The organism is Pseudomonas sp. TWR2-1-1, from assembly GCF_049897045.1.
Lineage (GTDB): Bacteria > Pseudomonadota > Gammaproteobacteria > Pseudomonadales > Pseudomonadaceae > Aquipseudomonas > Aquipseudomonas versuta.
The window spans coordinates 55,878-71,000 of the sequence record NZ_JAFCVM010000008.1 but is presented as its reverse complement, the minus strand read 5'-3'; the positions used below and the strand labels follow the sequence as shown (position 1 = coordinate 71,000).

Sequence of the window (15,123 nt, the reverse complement as noted above, 5' to 3'; positions counted from 1 at the left end):
TCCGTTGCCACTTTGCCCTGGGGATCCATCATGACTGACAAGCCTAAACCACAGCCCTCGGCCGCGACTGAAAGTGCCGACTCTGCGCTGCACCATATCGTGGATGGTTTTTTGCACTTCCATCACGAAATCTTCCCCGAGCAGGAAGCCTTCTTCAAAAAACTCGCCACGGCTCAGAACCCGCGCGCGATGTTTATTGCCTGTGCCGATTCGCGCATCGTGCCTGAACTGATCACCCAAAGTGCCCCCGGTGATTTGTTTGTTACGCGTAACGTCGGCAACGTGGTGCCACCGTACGGCCAGATGAATGGCGGCGTTTCGACTGCAATCGAGTACGCGGTGCTGGCACTTGGCGTGCAGCACATCATCATTTGCGGACATTCGGATTGTGGCGCGATGCGCGCGGTGCTGAACCCCGCCAGCCTGAAAAAAATGCCTACGGTCAAAGCCTGGTTGCACCATGTTGAAGTGGCCAAAACCATGGTTCAGGACAACTGCAACTGTGCCAACGAAGCTGAAAGCATGCACGTGCTGACCGAAGAAAACGTAATTGCCCAGTTGCAGCACTTGCGCACACACCCGTCAGTGGCGTCGCGCATGGCCAACGGGCATCTGTTCATTCACGGCTGGGTCTACGACATCGAAACCAGTGAGATCAAGGCCTACGACGCCGATAAAGGCGCCTTCCTGCCTCTGGATGGCACCAGCCCGATTCCGAGTGCTACGCCCAAGGCCAGGTTTTAAGCGCTTGCAAGAGCGAGCTTGCTCGCGAGCTGTCCGCTTTCTTGGACACTGCACTGAAACGCTCGCGAACAAGCTCGCTCCTACAGAACAATCCTATACGTTCAGCCCAACGCCCAGTTGCCGGGACATGCACGGCCAGGTTTTCCAGGCAGCGCCTGTCTGCGGGCTGATCAGGTGCTGGCGGTATGCATTGACCGATTCCACGGCAAAGCTTTCATCGTTGAGCATCTCATCGACCGCATGGTGCACGGCTTCGTCCAGTTGATTGGCAAAGGTCTCGCCGATCAGTTGGTGGGCGATGAGGTTGGCTACCGTCATGTCCAGCGGGATCAACGGCTGGCCCAAGTGTTTGATGTAGAGATCGTTGACCTCTTCGACCAGCCGGTGCGCGAGATACGCTTCATCAAGCAGGCCTTCAAGCCCGGAATGACCCTCGAGCAGCTGCAGTGGCTGGGCAAAGTATTGCTCGGCAATTTTAAGTACCGGCTTGATTTGCGACCCGATGCCGGCCTCTTGGGCGACTGCATTGGCTGCATCGAGCAAGTCGGGCACCTGTTCAATGTAGGCGCTGACAAAGCGGCTCATCACTGCATTTTTATCTGTGTCAGGGAGCTCAATGGCGGCATGAAGATGCGGCAGTTGCGTGGCCAGATGCTGGGCCAGCAGGCCCGTTTTGGCCTCATGTTCTTGGGCACGCGAGATCTGCACGCGGATGGCGGCGGTGTTCATGGGAACTCCAGGGGGCAGCAAGACAGGAAAGTGCTTTAAAAGTAGACCTTTAAACTAAAAGGGCTTTTTTTCAGGGGAAGTATTGTTATTCATTTTGTGACCGGGCAGTGAGTGCCATTTGTCGATGTGGCCTTATTTCACTGTTTTGACCCCTTACATTGCGGGGTTGGTGCCGGTGTCTATACTCGATTTTGTAACCGAATTTGATGATGCCCGACTGCCTGAGCAGACGAGGCTAGGCGGTCCAGGTTCACAGGGTTTGAAAACCGCCCCCTTGTAACGCAGGTTGATACCGGCGCAATAACAAGAAAAATAAAGGGGAACCCGCAATGATGCGACATCCAAATCTATGGATGGGCCTGCTGTTGTGGTCGGTTTTCGGCAAGGCGCAAGGCGCTTGGACCGTGAACATGACGCCGGGCGCGACCGAAGTCAGCCACGCTGTCTTCGACCTGCACATGACCATTTTCTGGATCTGTGTGGTGATCGGCATCATCGTATTTGGTGCCATGTTTTGGTCGATGATCGTTCACCGCCGCTCTACCGGGCAGCAAGCCGCCAAATTCCACGAGAGCACCACGGTCGAAATCCTCTGGACGGTCGTGCCTCTGGTGATCCTCATCGTGATGGCCATCCCCGCAACCAAAACCCTGATTAACATCTATGACACCAGTGAATCGGATGTCGACATCCAGGTCACTGGCTACCAGTGGAAGTGGCATTACAAATACCTGGGACAGGACGTCGAATTCTTCAGCAACCTGGCCACCCCCGCCGAGCAAATCCATAACCAGGCCCCCAAGGGCGAACATTACTTGCTTGAAGTCGACGAGCCGCTGGTACTGCCGATCGGCGCCAAAGTGCGTTTTCTGGTGACCTCGGCTGACGTTATCCACTCCTGGTGGGTGCCTGCTTTCGCGGTCAAGCGCGACGCCATTCCGGGGTTTATCAACGAAGCCTGGACCCGTATCGAGAAGCCCGGCATCTATCGCGGCCAGTGCGCAGAACTGTGCGGCAAGGACCACGGTTTTATGCCCATCGTGGTGGATGTCAAAACCCGTGCGGACTACGACGCCTGGCTCGCCGATCGCAAGGCGCAGGCCGCGCAGCTCAAGGAATTGACCAGCAAAGACTGGACCCTGGACGAACTGGTGGCCCGTGGCGACAAGGTTTATCACACCACCTGCGTGGCCTGTCACCAGGCTGAGGGCCAGGGCTTGCCGCCGATGTTCCCTGCCCTCAAAGGCTCGCCGATTGTCACCGGTCCGGTCGCCGATCACCTGCATCGGGTGTTCTTCGGCAAACCGGGTACGGCCATGGCGGCCTTCGGCAAGCAGCTCTCGGAAGTTGATATAGCCGCGGTGGTGACTTACGAGCGTAACGCCTGGGGCAACAACAAGGGCGACATGGTCACCCCCAAAGATGTGCTGGCGCTCAAACAGGCACAAGGCAAATGAGCCGCCGGGGGATGTGCGTACGTAATGGCAGGGGGCCGCGGGCCGCCGGTTTTTTGGTCCATCCGTTTGCAGGAGTCAGGACATGAGTGCGGTTATTGATGACCACGGGCCTGCCCAAGATCATGCCCACGGCCCGGCCAAAGGCCTGATGCGCTGGGTGTTGACCACCAACCATAAAGACATCGGCACCTTGTACCTGTGGTTCAGCTTCTGCATGTTTTTGCTCGGTGGATCGTTCGCCATGGTGATTCGCGCCGAACTGTTCCAGCCGGGTTTACAGATCGTGGCGCCCGCCTTTTTCAACCAGATGACCACCATGCACGGGCTGATCATGGTGTTCGGTGCAGTCATGCCCGCATTTGTCGGGCTGGCCAACTGGATGATCCCGCTGATGATCGGCGCCCCGGACATGGCCTTGCCGAGGATGAACAACTTCAGCTTCTGGCTGCTGCCTGCCGCTTTCGCACTGCTGATCTCGACACTGTTCATGGCCGGTGGCGGGCCTAATTTTGGCTGGACCTTCTACGCGCCGCTGTCCACGACCTATGCACCCGAAAGCGTGACTTATTTTATTTTTGCCATCCACTTGATGGGCATCAGTTCGATCATGGGCGCGATCAACGTGATCGCCACCATCCTCAACTTACGTGCTCCCGGCATGACGTTGATGAAGATGCCGCTGTTCGTCTGGACCTGGCTGATTACGGCCTTCCTGTTGATAGCGGTGATGCCCGTGCTGGCAGGCGTGGTCACCATGATGTTGATGGACATCCACTTCGGCACCAGCTTCTTCAGTGCCGCGGGGGGCGGTGATCCGGTGTTGTTCCAGCATGTGTTCTGGTTCTTCGGTCACCCCGAGGTCTACATCATGATTCTGCCGGCCTTCGGCGCCATCAGCGCGATCATTCCGACCTTCTCGCGCAAACCGTTGTTCGGCTACACCTCGATGGTCTACGCCACGGCCAGCATCGCCTTCCTGTCATTCATCGTCTGGGCCCACCACATGTTTGTGGTCGGGATCCCCCTGGTCGGTGAACTGTTCTTTATGTACGCCACGCTGCTGATCGCAGTGCCGACCGGCGTCAAGGTGTTCAACTGGGTCAGCACCATGTGGCAAGGGTCATTGACCTTCGAGACGCCAATGCTGTTTGCCGTGGCCTTTGTGATTCTGTTCACCATCGGCGGGTTCTCCGGGCTGATGCTGGCCATCGCGCCGGCGGACTTCCAGTACCACGACACCTACTTCGTGGTGGCGCATTTCCACTACGTTCTGGTGCCGGGGGCGATTTTCGGAATCTTCGCCTCGACCTATTACTGGTTGCCGAAATGGACCGGCCACATGTACGACGAGACCCTCGGAAAACTGCACTTCTGGCTATCGTTTGTGGGCATGAACCTGACGTTCTTTCCGATGCATTTTGTCGGCCTGGCCGGCATGCCGCGTCGGGTGCCGGACTACAACCTGCAGTTTGCCGATTTCAACATGGTGTCCTCGATTGGCGGGTTCCTGTTCGGCACTACGCAGCTGTTGTTCCTGTTTATTGTCATCAAATGCATTCGCGGCGGCCCCAAAGCGCCCGCCAAGCCGTGGGACGGCGCCGAAGGTCTGGAGTGGAGCGTGCCCTCGCCCGCGCCGTATCACACCTTCACCACGCCGCCGGAAATCAAGTGACTATCGCATCCAGGGGCCTCGCACGCTTGAGCGCGCCAGCAATGCAGGCGGCCCATTCGCGGATGTCATCGCGAGCCAGCTCGCTCCTGAAGGACGCCGACTATGGCTAACTCAACGGCGGTCAAACGCCTGGTCCTGCGCCTGTTGCTGATGGTGGTGGTGATGTTTGCCTTTGGTTTTGCCCTGGTGCCGATTTACGACGTGATGTGCAAAGCCTTCGGTATCAACGGCAAGACTGCCGGGCAGTACGAGGGCGAGCAAGTGGTCGACCCGAGTCGCCAGGTGCGGGTGCAGTTTTTGTCGACCAATGCCATCGACATGGTGTGGGAGTTCTATCCCAAGGGCGATCAACTGGTGGTCAACCCCGGAGCGGTCAACGAAATGGTGTTTGTGGTCTCGAACCCCTCCGATCACCCGATGACGGCGCAGGCTGTGCCGAGTATTTCACCGGCCGAGGCCGCCCAGTATTTCCACAAGACCGAATGTTTTTGCTTTACCCAACAGGTGTTGCAACCGGGCCAGCGTCTGGAGATGCCGATGCGTTTTATCGTCGACCGTGACATGCCCAAGGATGTGAAACACCTGACGCTGGCCTACACGCTGTTCGATATCACCGCTCGCCATCCGCCTGTCGCCGCCAACGCCGGCAAGGACGACAACCGGCTTGCCCGATAAGGAGAACGCTCCATGGCAACTCACGATCGCTACTACGTCCCGCCTCAAAGCAAGTGGCCGATCATTGCCACGGTGGGCCTGCTGGTCACGGTGTACGGCCTGGGTACCTGGTTCAACGACCTCAAGGCTGCGCGGCCCGAGTCCCATGGCCCGCTGATTTTCTTTATCGGCGGCCTGATCGTGGCGTACATGCTGTTTGGCTGGTTCGGCGCAGTGATCAAGGAGAGCCGCGCCGGGCTCTATAGCGCGCAACTGGACCGCTCGTTTCGCTGGGGCATGACCTGGTTTATTTTTTCCGAGGTGATGTTCTTCATCGCGTTTTTTGGTGCGCTGTTTTATGTGCGCCATTTTTCCGGCCCATGGCTGGGTGGTGAGGGCAGCAAAGCGGTGGCGCACATGCTGTGGCCCGATTTTCAATTCGCCTGGCCGCTGCTGCACACCCCCGACCCTGCACTTTATCCGCCCCCCAAAGGCACCATCAGCCCGTGGGGCTTGCCACTGCTCAACACGGTGTTGCTGGTCAGCTCCAGCATCACTCTTACCATCGCTCACCACGCGCTGAGTAAAGGCCATCGTGGGGCACTCAAGTTCTGGCTGGGCCTTACGGTCTTGCTCGGGGTCGGGTTTTTGGGCTTTCAGGCCGAGGAGTACATCCACGCGTATAAAGAGCTGGGCCTGACCCTGGGCTCCGGGGTGTATGGCGCGACGTTCTTTATGCTCACCGGCTTTCACGGTGCCCACGTGACCATCGGCGCCCTGATATTGCTGGTGATGCTGATCCGGGTGATACGCGGGCATTTCAATGCCGAGCACCAGTTTGGCTTTCAGGCAGCGACCTGGTACTGGCACTTTGTGGATGTGGTGTGGCTCGGTTTATTCCTGTTCGTTTACGTGCTGTGAGCCGGCAACCATGACCCGCTTTCGACCCGGTATCGCGCCGACGCTGGTGGTGCTGGCATTACTGCCGCTGCTGGTGTTTTTGGGCTTTTGGCAGCTCAGTCGTGGCGAGCAGAAACGTGTACTGCTCGACAGCTACGCCGAACGTCAGGTCGCCGCGCCGCTGACCGCGGGGCAACTGTTGAATGTGGATCAACCGGCCTTTCGCCGCGTGCAATTGCGCGGACATTTAGACGGGCAGCACAGCCTGCTGCTGGACAACCGCGTGCGGGACGGCCAGGTCGGTGTCGAGCTGCTGCAACCTTTTCAGGATCAAGCCAGCGGTCAGTGGTTACTGCTCAATCGCGGCTGGCTGCCGTGGCCCAGCCGGCGCACGCCACCGGTCTTCGACACCCCCGAACAGACGCTGGATATCCAGGCCTGGGTTTATGAGTCCCCCGGCGCCACCTTTCAATTGCAGGCCGACCCGCAGAACGCACCCTGGCCGCGTCTCGTGACGACGGTTGCCCCCGCCAGGCTTTGGGCGGAACTAGGCCGCGAGGGCTTTGCCGACGAGGTTCGTATCGCCCCCGGCCCGGCTGCCTATAAGGCTGACTGGCCGCTGATTTCCACGGGCATGGGCCCGGAAAAACACACCGCCTATGCCGTGCAGTGGTTCGCCATGGCGCTGGCCCTGCTCGGTCTTTATCTGTACCTCGGTTGGCACAACGCTCGGGAGAAACGCCATGGGAACGGCCATCAATCCGCCTGATACAGCTCGCACTCCACCCCCTGCTACCCGGCGCCGCGGGCGCTTTCAGCTGATTCTGATTCTGTTGCTCACCGTCGGCCCGATGGTGCTGGCAACGGGCATGTACAAACTCAAATTCTGGGTACCTGACAGTCGCAGCTACCACGGTGAACTGCTGGGTAACGGGCAGAGCCGCGCGGCCCTTGGCGTGGTGTCCGATGAGTCGCGCTGGCAACTGCTGGTCACGGCGCCACAGGGCTGTGCAGCAGATTGCCAGCAGTTGGTGTATCTGGCGCGTCAGCTTCAGGTCGGGCTGGGCCGCGATGCGTCAAGGGCGACCCATGGGTTGGCCGTGGCACAGCCGGTAGACGCGCAGTACGCCGCCAAATTGCAAAGCGAATACCCGCAATTACAACGCTACACACTGGACCTGCCGACTTATACACAGGGCGCTGAGGGCAATGGCGCGGCGCAGCTGTGGATTATCGACCCGCACGGCAATCTGGTGTTGAGCTACGACCCGCAGGTCAACGGCAAGGACGTGCTCGACGACCTGCGCCATTTGCTGAAGCTGTCCAATATCGGATAGGGGCTATGTCATGGCCAAAGCTGGATTTCGTCTCGCCTTGTTGGCCACCTTGCTGGCGCTGGTGGTGGTGTTGCTCGGCGCCTATACCCGCCTGACCCATGCTGGGCTGGGCTGCCCGGACTGGCCCGGTTGCTACGGCTTTATCAGCGTGCCGCAAAGCGAGACGCAACTGGCCCATGCCGAGCTGCACTTTCCCGATGCCCCGGTGCAGGCCGACAAAGGCTGGAGCGAGATGGTGCACCGCTATTTCGCCGGCACGCTCGGGCTGTTGATTGTGCTGCTGGCGGCGCGCGCCTGGAGCCAGCGACGGTTGCCGGATCAGCCATTAAAACTGCCGCTGTTTATTCTGTTGGTGGTGATCGCGCAAGCCGCCTTTGGCATGTGGACGGTAACGCTCAAGTTGTGGCCACAGGTGGTGACGGGGCATTTACTGGGCGGGTTTGCGACCCTGAGTCTGTTGTTTTTGCTGACCTTGCGTCTGTCTGGCGTGCTGCCAGCCCTGGCTGTCCCCCGCCGCCTGCAGCGTTGGGCTACGGCCGGGCTGGTGCTGGCGATCATGCAAATTGCGCTGGGGGGCTGGGTCAGTTCCAACTACGCAGCGGTGGCCTGTGTCGACCTTCCCACGTGTCACGGTCAATGGTGGCCGCAAGCCGACTTCGCCAATGGCTTTCATTTGACTCAGCACATCGGCCCCAACTACCTGGGCGGGCAACTGGACAGTGACGCACGCACTGCAATTCACCTGACCCATCGATTCGGTGCCGTGTTGCTGACCCTGGTATTAGTGGGGCTTGCCTGGCAACTGCGCAGGGTCGGCATGACGCGGCTGGCAGGCTTGCTCCTGTTGGCGCTGGGGGTGCAAATCAGCCTGGGGGTGAGCAATGTACTGTTGGGCTTGCCACTGCCCGTCGCCGTGGCTCACAACGCCGGCGGCGCAGCATTGTTGCTGACCCTGGTGCTGGTCAACTACCACGCCCGAACGGTTTTGGTCAGGGTTAAAGCCCCCCGCTTCGCCCGCTGGATATTCAGCCCTCGGCGCCCCTCGGCCGGTCTTGTCACCCTTAAAGGGGAACTGCCATGGCGGCCCTGACTGGCGATCGGCCCCGTCAGGCGCTGTGGCGTGATTATCTGGAACTGACCAAGCCCCGGGTGGTGGTGATGATGCTGCTCACCTCGCTGGTGGGCATGTTTCTGGCCACCCGTGCGGGCGTGCCCTGGACGGTACTGGTATTTGGAAATCTGGGAATTGGCCTGTGCGCCGGCGGTGCGGCGGCGGTCAATCATGTGGTCGACCGGCGTATCGATGCGGTGATGGCCCGTACTCACAAACGTCCACTGGCCGAAGGCCGGGTCTCACCGCTGGCGGCGTTGTCATTCGCACTGCTGTTGTCGGTGTCGGGGCTGGCGCTGCTGCTGGTGTTTACCAATGCGCTGGCAGCCTGGCTGACGCTGGCTTCGCTGTTGGGTTACGCGATTATTTATACCGGCTTTCTAAAGCGGGCCACGCCGCAAAATATTGTAATTGGTGGGCTGGCCGGCGCGGCTCCGCCCTTGCTGGGCTGGGTGGCGGTCACGGGGCAGGTCACCGCTGAGCCGTTGCTACTGGCATTGATCATCTTTGCCTGGACCCCGCCGCACTTTTGGGCACTGGCGATCCACCGCAAGGAGGAATACGCCAAGGCGCAAATTCCGATGTTGCCCGTGACCCACGGCGAGCACTACACCAAGGTGCATATCCTGCTATACACATTCGCGCTGTTGGCAGTGAGCTTGCTGCCCTTTGTGATTCACATGAGCGGCCTGCTCTATCTGGCATGTGCACTGGGGTTGGGCGCGCGCTTTCTGCATTGGGCATGGGTGCTGTACCGTGGCGCTGCGCCGCACGCCGCGATCAACACCTTCAAGTACTCTATTTACTACTTGTTCCTGCTATTTATCGCGCTGCTTGTCGATCATTACTTAGTGTTGAACCTATGACTAAAACTCAAAAAACCGTTTATATCCTCGTCGCGCTGGTGGCATTGGTCATGGGCCTGACGTTTAACAAAATGATGTCGGGGAAAAGCCAGGGCGATAACACGTCCCTGATCGATGCCGGGATCATCCTGCTGCCGCAAAGCCGTCATTTGCCTGATGTGAAGATGACCAACCAGGACGGTCAGCCGGTGCTCATGAATGAGCTGAAAGACAAGTGGAGCATGCTGTTTTTCGGCTACACCTTCTGCCCGGACATCTGCCCGACCACCCTCGCCCAGCTGCGTCAGATCAAAAGTGAACTGCCCAAGGCCGTGCAGGACAAACTGCAGATCGTGCTGGTCAGTGTCGACCCGAACCGCGACACGCCGCAGCAGCTCAAACAATACCTGGGCTACTTCGACCCGCAGTTTGTAGGGCTGACGCCTGCTTCCATTGAAGACCTGCAAACACTGGCGAACGCGGTGAGCATCCCGTTCATTCCGGCTGACACCAGCAAGCCCAACTACACCGTTGACCACAGCGGCAATCTGGCGCTGATCGGTCCGGACGGCACCCAGCGCGGTTTCATTCGCGCACCGTTCAACACCGCCAAAATGGTTGCCCAATTGCCGGGGTTGGTAGAGCGTAAATAAAGGACGCGAGGGGGGAATCTGCAGGAGCCAGCTGGCTCCTGCAGAAAGATCAGCGGATCAGAACGCCGGAATGATGGCGCCTTTGTACTTCTCGTTGATGAACGCTTTCACTTCAGGGCTGTGCAGGGCAGCAACCAGCTTCTGCATGTCAGCCGAATCCTTGTCGTCCGGGCGAGCTACCAGGATGTTCACGTAAGGCGAGTCGCTGCCTTCGATCACCAGTGCATCTTTTTCCGGGTTCAGTTTGGCTTCCAGCGCGTAGTTGGTGTTGATCAGCGCCAGATCAACCTGGGTCAGCACGCGGGGAATGGTCGCGGCTTCCAGTTCGCGGAATTTCAGCTGTTTAGTGTTCTCGACGATGTCTTTAGGCGTCGACAGGATGTTGCTCGAGTCCTTGAGCTTGATCAGGCCCGCCTTGTCCAGCAGCAACAGCGCACGGCCGCCGTTGGTGGCGTCGTTAGGGATCACAACCGTTGCGCCCTCTGGCAGCTCAGCCAGCTTTTTGTACTTGCTGGAGTAAGCACCCAGCGGCTCAAGGTGTACGGCCGCAACGCTGACCAGATGGGTGCCCTTGGCCTTGTTGAACTCGTCCAGGTACGGCTGGTGCTGGAAGAAGTTGGCATCCAGGCGTTTTTCGGCCACTTGCACGTTTGGCTGGATGTAGTCAGTGAACACCTTGACCTTGAGGTTCACGCCCTCTTTGGCCAATGCCGGTTTCACGAATTCCAGAATCTCGGCGTGAGGCACCGGAGTGGCCGCGACCGACAGATCACCGGCGTGGGCCGAAAATGCGGCCACAGCGGCCACGGCAGCAAATAACTTCTTCATTCAGCAACTCCTTGTGAACACCTGACTTCAGGTGCCTGCCAGCCCTGGGCTGGCGGTTACGTTTATTAACGAGAGGTCGCGCTTACTTGCGCGAAAAGTGCACCACTAGCCGATCACCAACGGTTTGCAGAATCTGCACCAGGATCAGCAACAGCACCACCGTGACAATCATCACGTCAGTCTGGAAGCGCTGGTAGCCGAAACGAATCGCCAGATCGCCCAGGCCGCCCGCGCCGACCACGCCCGCCATCGCGGTGTAGGACACCAGCGTAATGGAGGTGACGGTTATCGCAGCAAAAATGCCGGGGCGCGCTTCAGGCAACAAGGCACTGGTAATGATCTGACGCGTGCTGGCACCCATTGCCTGAGTGGCTTCGATGATGCCGCGGTCCACTTCACGCAGTGCGGTCTCGACCAGACGGGCGAAGAACGGCGTGGCGCCGACCACCAAAGGCGGAATGGCGCCTGCTACGCCCAGCGATGTTCCGGTAATCAGAACGGTGAACGGGATCATCACAATCAGCAAAATGATAAATGGCAGCGAACGTAAAATATTCACCACCAGCGACAACAGGGCGTACACCGCCTTTTGCTCGAACAGTTGGCGCGGGCTGCACAGGAACAGCAATACGCCCAGCGGCAGGCCCAGGAGGATGGTGAACAGCAGCGAACCGCCGAGCATCATCATGGTGTCGCCGGTTGCCAGCCAGATTTCGAACCAGTCGATGTTGGCAAAGAAACTCAGTAGGGATTCCATTAGCGCAGCACCTCCATATGAACGTCAGCCGCAGTGAAACGTGCGAAAGCTGCGTCCATGTCGCCTCCGGTGATGGCCAGGGTCAACTGCCCGTAGGGGGTGTCTTTGATGCGGTCGATGCGACCGGCCAGGATGCTGTAGTCCACCCCCGTCTCGCGGGCGATAGTGCCCAGCAAAGGTGCGTAGGTGGCTTCGCCCTGGAAGGTCAGACGTACGATGCGGCCAGGAACATGGGCAAAATCGTCGCGCTGTTCGCTTTCGTCGATCTGCTCGTCTTCCTGGACAAAACGCTTGGTGGTCGGGTGCTTGGGGTGCAGGAACACTTGCGCAACCGGACCTTGCTCGACGATCACGCCTGCGTCCATCACTGCTACGTGGTCGCACACGCGACGGATGACATCCATCTCGTGTGTGATCAGCACGATGGTCAGTTTCAGTTCGCGGTTGATTTCAGCCAGCAACTGCAAGACCGACGCCGTAGTTTGCGGGTCCAGGGCACTGGTGGCTTCGTCGCACAGCAGCACTTTGGGTTTGGTGGCCAATGCGCGGGCAATGCCTACGCGCTGTTTCTGGCCGCCTGACAGCTGTGCCGGGTATTTTCTGGCGTGGTCGGACAGGCCTACCCGCTCCAGCAACTCAGCGACACGCAGGTCGATGTCTTTGCGCGACAGTTCACCGGCCAGCGTCAGCGGCATCGCGACGTTGTCGGCGACAGTTTTGGACGCCAGCAGGTTGAAGTGCTGGAAGATCATGCCGACTTGCTGGCGAAAGCGTCGCAGGCCGTTGGCGTCCATGGCCGTCACGTCCTCGTTGTCGACAATGATCTGGCCGCCACTCGGGGTTTCGAGGCGGTTGATCAGGCGCAGCAATGTACTTTTGCCCGCGCCGGAGTGGCCAATCAGGCCGAAAACCTGGCCGCTCTCAACACGCAAACTGGTGGAGTGCAACGCGGGGATGTCCTTACCGGAGACCCGGTAGGTTTTATGAACGTTATGGAACTCAATCACGTAGCGAACCTTGTGGGGCGCGAAAATAGAAGATCAGCGGTTAGCCGGGCGGGCATTTTAGCCTGTCCGTATAGAGGTTCTTAGCATTTATTTGCGTTGGAACCTTTGATTTGGCAATAAGACGACTGATGGTCTGAAATAAGGAACGACGGTAAACGCTAAAAGTCAGTACTAGGACCCGCCTCGGGAGATTAGTCCAGGAAGCCCGGCCCATCGGGCTTTCGCCAACAAGGAGTTTAGTCTGATGAGTAGCAAAAAACCGTCTTCCAACAAGAGCCAGATGGCCGGCACCGACACCTTGGATCGTGGCAACAGCAACGTCAAACTCGATAGCCTCGAAACTTTTCGTGATGACGCGACGGATCAGGCGTTGCGCACCAATCAGGGGGTGAAGATTGCGGACAATCAAAACACCCTGAAAGCCGGCGCCAGAGGCCCCTCGTTGCTCGAAGACTTCATCATGCGCGAGAAGATCACGCATTTTGACCACGAGCGAATTCCAGAGCGCATCGTTCACGCTCGCGGTACCGGTGCCCACGGTTACTTCCAGGCTTATAAATCTCACAGCGACCTGAGCAAGGCGGGTTTTCTGCAGGACCCGGGTAAAAAAACCCCGGTTTTTGTGCGTTTCTCGACCGTTCAGGGCCCGCGTGGCTCCGGGGATACCGTGCGCGATGTCCGCGGCTTTGCCGTGAAGTTTTTTACCGATGAGGGCAATTTCGATCTGGTCGGTAACAACATGCCTGTGTTTTTTATCCAGGACGCGATCAAGTTTCCTGACTTCGTGCATGCGGTAAAGCCTGAGCCACACAACGAAATTCCCACAGGTGGCTCAGCCCACGACACGTTTTGGGACTTCGTCTCGCTGGTGCCTGAATCTGCTCACATGGTGATTTGGGCAATGTCTGACCGCGCCATTCCTAAGAGCCTGCGCAGCATGCAGGGTTTCGGCGTGCATACGTTCCGTCTGATCAACGCTGAAGGCAAATCCAGCTTCGTCAAATTCCACTGGCGTCCGACTGTGGGTACTTGCTCGCTGGTGTGGGACGAAGCGCAAAAGCTGGCGGGCAAAGACACTGACTACCATCGCCGTGATCTGTGGGAGTCGATTGAAACCGGCGATTACCCTGAGTGGGAATTCGGCGTGCAGATCATTTCGGAGGAAGACGAGCATAAATTCGACTTCGATATCCTTGATCCAACCAAGCTGATCCCCGAAGAACTGGTGCCGATTACGCCTCTGGGCAAGATGGTGCTTAACCGCAACCCGGATAACTTCTTCGCGGAAACCGAGCAAGTAGCTTTTTGCCCGGGCCATATCGTGCCGGGTATCGACTTCTCCAATGACCCGTTGCTGCAAGGTCGGCTGTTTTCCTACACCGATACGCAAATCAGCCGTCTGGGCGGGCCGAACTTTCACGAAATCCCGATCAACCGCCCCGTTGCGCCGTTTCACAATAATCAGCGCGACGCGCAGCACCGCAGCACCATCAACAAAGGCCGGGCGTCTTACGAGCCGAATTCCATCGACGGTGGCTGGCCCAAAGAAACCCCGCCTGCGGCCCATGACGGGGGGTTTGAGTCGTACCCCGAGCGTATTGATGCCAACAAGATTCGTCAGCGCAGCGAGTCGTTCAGTGACCACTTCTCCCAGGCCCGGCTGTTTTTCCGCAGCATGAGCAAGCACGAGCAAGAACACATTATCGGCGCCTACAGTTTTGAGCTGGGCAAGGTGGAGCGCGAACACATCCGGGTGCGCCAGGTGAATGAAATCCTGGCCAATATCGACCTTCAGCTGGCCAAGCGAGTGGCTGAAAACCTGGGCCTGCCAGCACCGAAGGCCGGCACGGTCGCGGAGCGAAAAACCAGTGTCAGCCAGTCCCCGGCCTTGAGCCAGGCCAACCTGCTGGCGGGCAATATCAAAACCCGTAAAGTGGCAATTCTGGCGGCCAATGGTGTCGATGGTGCAGCGATTGAAAGCCTCAAACAGGCCCTCACGGCCCAAGGCGCACATGCCAAATTGCTGGGGCCTACGTCCGCGCCGGTGAAAACGGCAGACGGCAAGTTGTTGCCAGTGGATGCCTCCATGGAGGGCATGCCGTCGATTGCCTTTGATGCGGTGTTCGTACCGGGCGGTGCAGCGTCGATCAAGACTTTGAGTGGTGACGGCGTGGCGTTGCATTACCTGCTCGAAGCTTATAAACACCTGAAGGCGATTGCCTTGCAGGGTGACGCCAGCCAACTGCTGGATGTGCTGCATTTACAGGTAGATGAAGGATTGCTGGCGATCAAGGATGCCAAGGATGTGAAGGCGTTCTTTGCCGCGATTGCCCAGCATCGGGTCTGGGCACGGGAGCCGAAGGCCAAGGCCATTCCGGCGTAATTGCAGGGCTCTGCAGCAGCGAGCTTGTACGCGATGGGGTCGCCGA

At 58.7% G+C, this 15,123-nt stretch carries 15 protein-coding genes; 11 read left to right on the top strand and 4 right to left on the bottom strand.

Annotated elements, in window-relative coordinates; translation table 11 throughout:
- Positions 1-30 precede the first annotated feature (30 nt).
- Positions 31-744 carry a carbonic anhydrase gene (locus ACP7BO_RS19375; protein WP_060696444.1) on the top strand — a complete coding sequence of 238 codons (714 nt, stop codon included), beginning with the start codon at positions 31-33 and terminating at the stop codon, positions 742-744.
- Between the two features lie 93 nt (positions 745-837).
- Here the strand turns inward: ACP7BO_RS19375 and ACP7BO_RS19370 are convergent, their stop codons facing one another.
- Positions 838-1,473 carry a hypothetical protein gene (locus tag ACP7BO_RS19370; RefSeq protein ID WP_426212175.1) on the bottom strand — a complete coding sequence of 212 codons (636 nt, stop codon included), beginning with the start codon at positions 1,471-1,473 and terminating at the stop codon, positions 838-840.
- Between the two features lie 329 nt (positions 1,474-1,802).
- Here ACP7BO_RS19370 and coxB point away from each other — a divergent pair, with 329 nt between their 5' ends.
- From coxB to ACP7BO_RS19325, 9 genes are all read left to right on the top strand, one after another.
- Positions 1,803-2,930, top strand: coding sequence for a cytochrome c oxidase subunit II (coxB, locus tag ACP7BO_RS19365; RefSeq protein WP_426212172.1), 1,128 nt, complete (start codon positions 1,803-1,805; stop codon positions 2,928-2,930).
- A gap of 82 nt (positions 2,931-3,012) precedes the next feature.
- Complete coding sequence (ctaD, locus tag ACP7BO_RS19360) at positions 3,013-4,602, top strand: cytochrome c oxidase subunit I (RefSeq protein WP_060696447.1); 1,590 nt, start codon at positions 3,013-3,015, stop codon at positions 4,600-4,602.
- A 102-nt stretch (positions 4,603-4,704) separates the two neighbouring features.
- Positions 4,705-5,277, top strand: a complete 573-nt coding sequence (locus ACP7BO_RS19355) for a cytochrome c oxidase assembly protein (protein WP_060696448.1) — start codon at positions 4,705-4,707, stop codon at positions 5,275-5,277.
- A gap of 12 nt (positions 5,278-5,289) precedes the next feature.
- On the top strand, positions 5,290-6,177 hold the full coding sequence (locus ACP7BO_RS19350) for a cytochrome c oxidase subunit 3 (protein WP_060696449.1): 888 nt from the start codon (positions 5,290-5,292) through the stop codon (positions 6,175-6,177).
- A gap of 10 nt (positions 6,178-6,187) precedes the next feature.
- Positions 6,188-6,925 carry an SURF1 family protein gene (locus ACP7BO_RS19345; RefSeq protein ID WP_426212168.1) on the top strand — a complete coding sequence of 246 codons (738 nt, stop codon included), beginning with the start codon at positions 6,188-6,190 and terminating at the stop codon, positions 6,923-6,925.
- The gene (locus ACP7BO_RS19340) at positions 6,900-7,493 is read left to right on the top strand and encodes a hypothetical protein (protein WP_426212166.1); all 594 of its coding nucleotides are present in this window, start codon (positions 6,900-6,902) and stop codon (positions 7,491-7,493) included. The genes ACP7BO_RS19345 and ACP7BO_RS19340 overlap by 26 nt, the downstream gene beginning before the upstream one ends.
- A gap of 10 nt (positions 7,494-7,503) precedes the next feature.
- Complete coding sequence (locus tag ACP7BO_RS19335) at positions 7,504-8,583, top strand: COX15/CtaA family protein (RefSeq protein WP_426212163.1); 1,080 nt, start codon at positions 7,504-7,506, stop codon at positions 8,581-8,583.
- The gene (cyoE, locus tag ACP7BO_RS19330) at positions 8,571-9,470 is read left to right on the top strand and encodes a heme o synthase (RefSeq protein WP_397455390.1); all 900 of its coding nucleotides are present in this window, start codon (positions 8,571-8,573) and stop codon (positions 9,468-9,470) included. Before ACP7BO_RS19335 ends, cyoE begins: the two co-directional genes overlap by 13 nt.
- A complete protein-coding gene (locus ACP7BO_RS19325; protein WP_060696454.1) occupies positions 9,467-10,102 on the top strand; it encodes an SCO family protein in 636 nt (211 codons plus the stop codon). Before cyoE ends, ACP7BO_RS19325 begins: the two co-directional genes overlap by 4 nt.
- A gap of 57 nt (positions 10,103-10,159) precedes the next feature.
- Here ACP7BO_RS19325 and ACP7BO_RS19320 read toward each other — a convergent pair whose 3' ends face one another.
- The 3 genes from ACP7BO_RS19320 to ACP7BO_RS19310 all read right to left on the bottom strand — a co-directional run bounded on the left by ACP7BO_RS19320 (position 10,160) and on the right by ACP7BO_RS19310 (position 12,694).
- Positions 10,160-10,930 carry a MetQ/NlpA family ABC transporter substrate-binding protein gene (locus ACP7BO_RS19320; RefSeq protein ID WP_426212158.1) on the bottom strand — a complete coding sequence of 257 codons (771 nt, stop codon included), beginning with the start codon at positions 10,928-10,930 and terminating at the stop codon, positions 10,160-10,162.
- 82 nt (positions 10,931-11,012) lie between these two features.
- Positions 11,013-11,687, bottom strand: a complete 675-nt coding sequence (locus tag ACP7BO_RS19315; protein ID WP_060696456.1) for a methionine ABC transporter permease — start codon at positions 11,685-11,687, stop codon at positions 11,013-11,015.
- Positions 11,687-12,694: a methionine ABC transporter ATP-binding protein gene (locus ACP7BO_RS19310; RefSeq protein WP_060696457.1), complete on the bottom strand. Its 1,008-nt coding sequence runs from the start codon at positions 12,692-12,694 to the stop codon at positions 11,687-11,689. Before ACP7BO_RS19310 ends, ACP7BO_RS19315 begins: the two co-directional genes overlap by 1 nt.
- Before the next feature lie 190 nt (positions 12,695-12,884).
- Between ACP7BO_RS19310 and katE the strand changes: the two genes are divergently transcribed.
- Positions 12,885-15,077, top strand: coding sequence for a catalase HPII (katE, locus tag ACP7BO_RS19305; protein ID WP_426212355.1), 2,193 nt, complete (start codon positions 12,885-12,887; stop codon positions 15,075-15,077).
- The last annotated feature ends 46 nt before the right edge of the window (positions 15,078-15,123 follow it).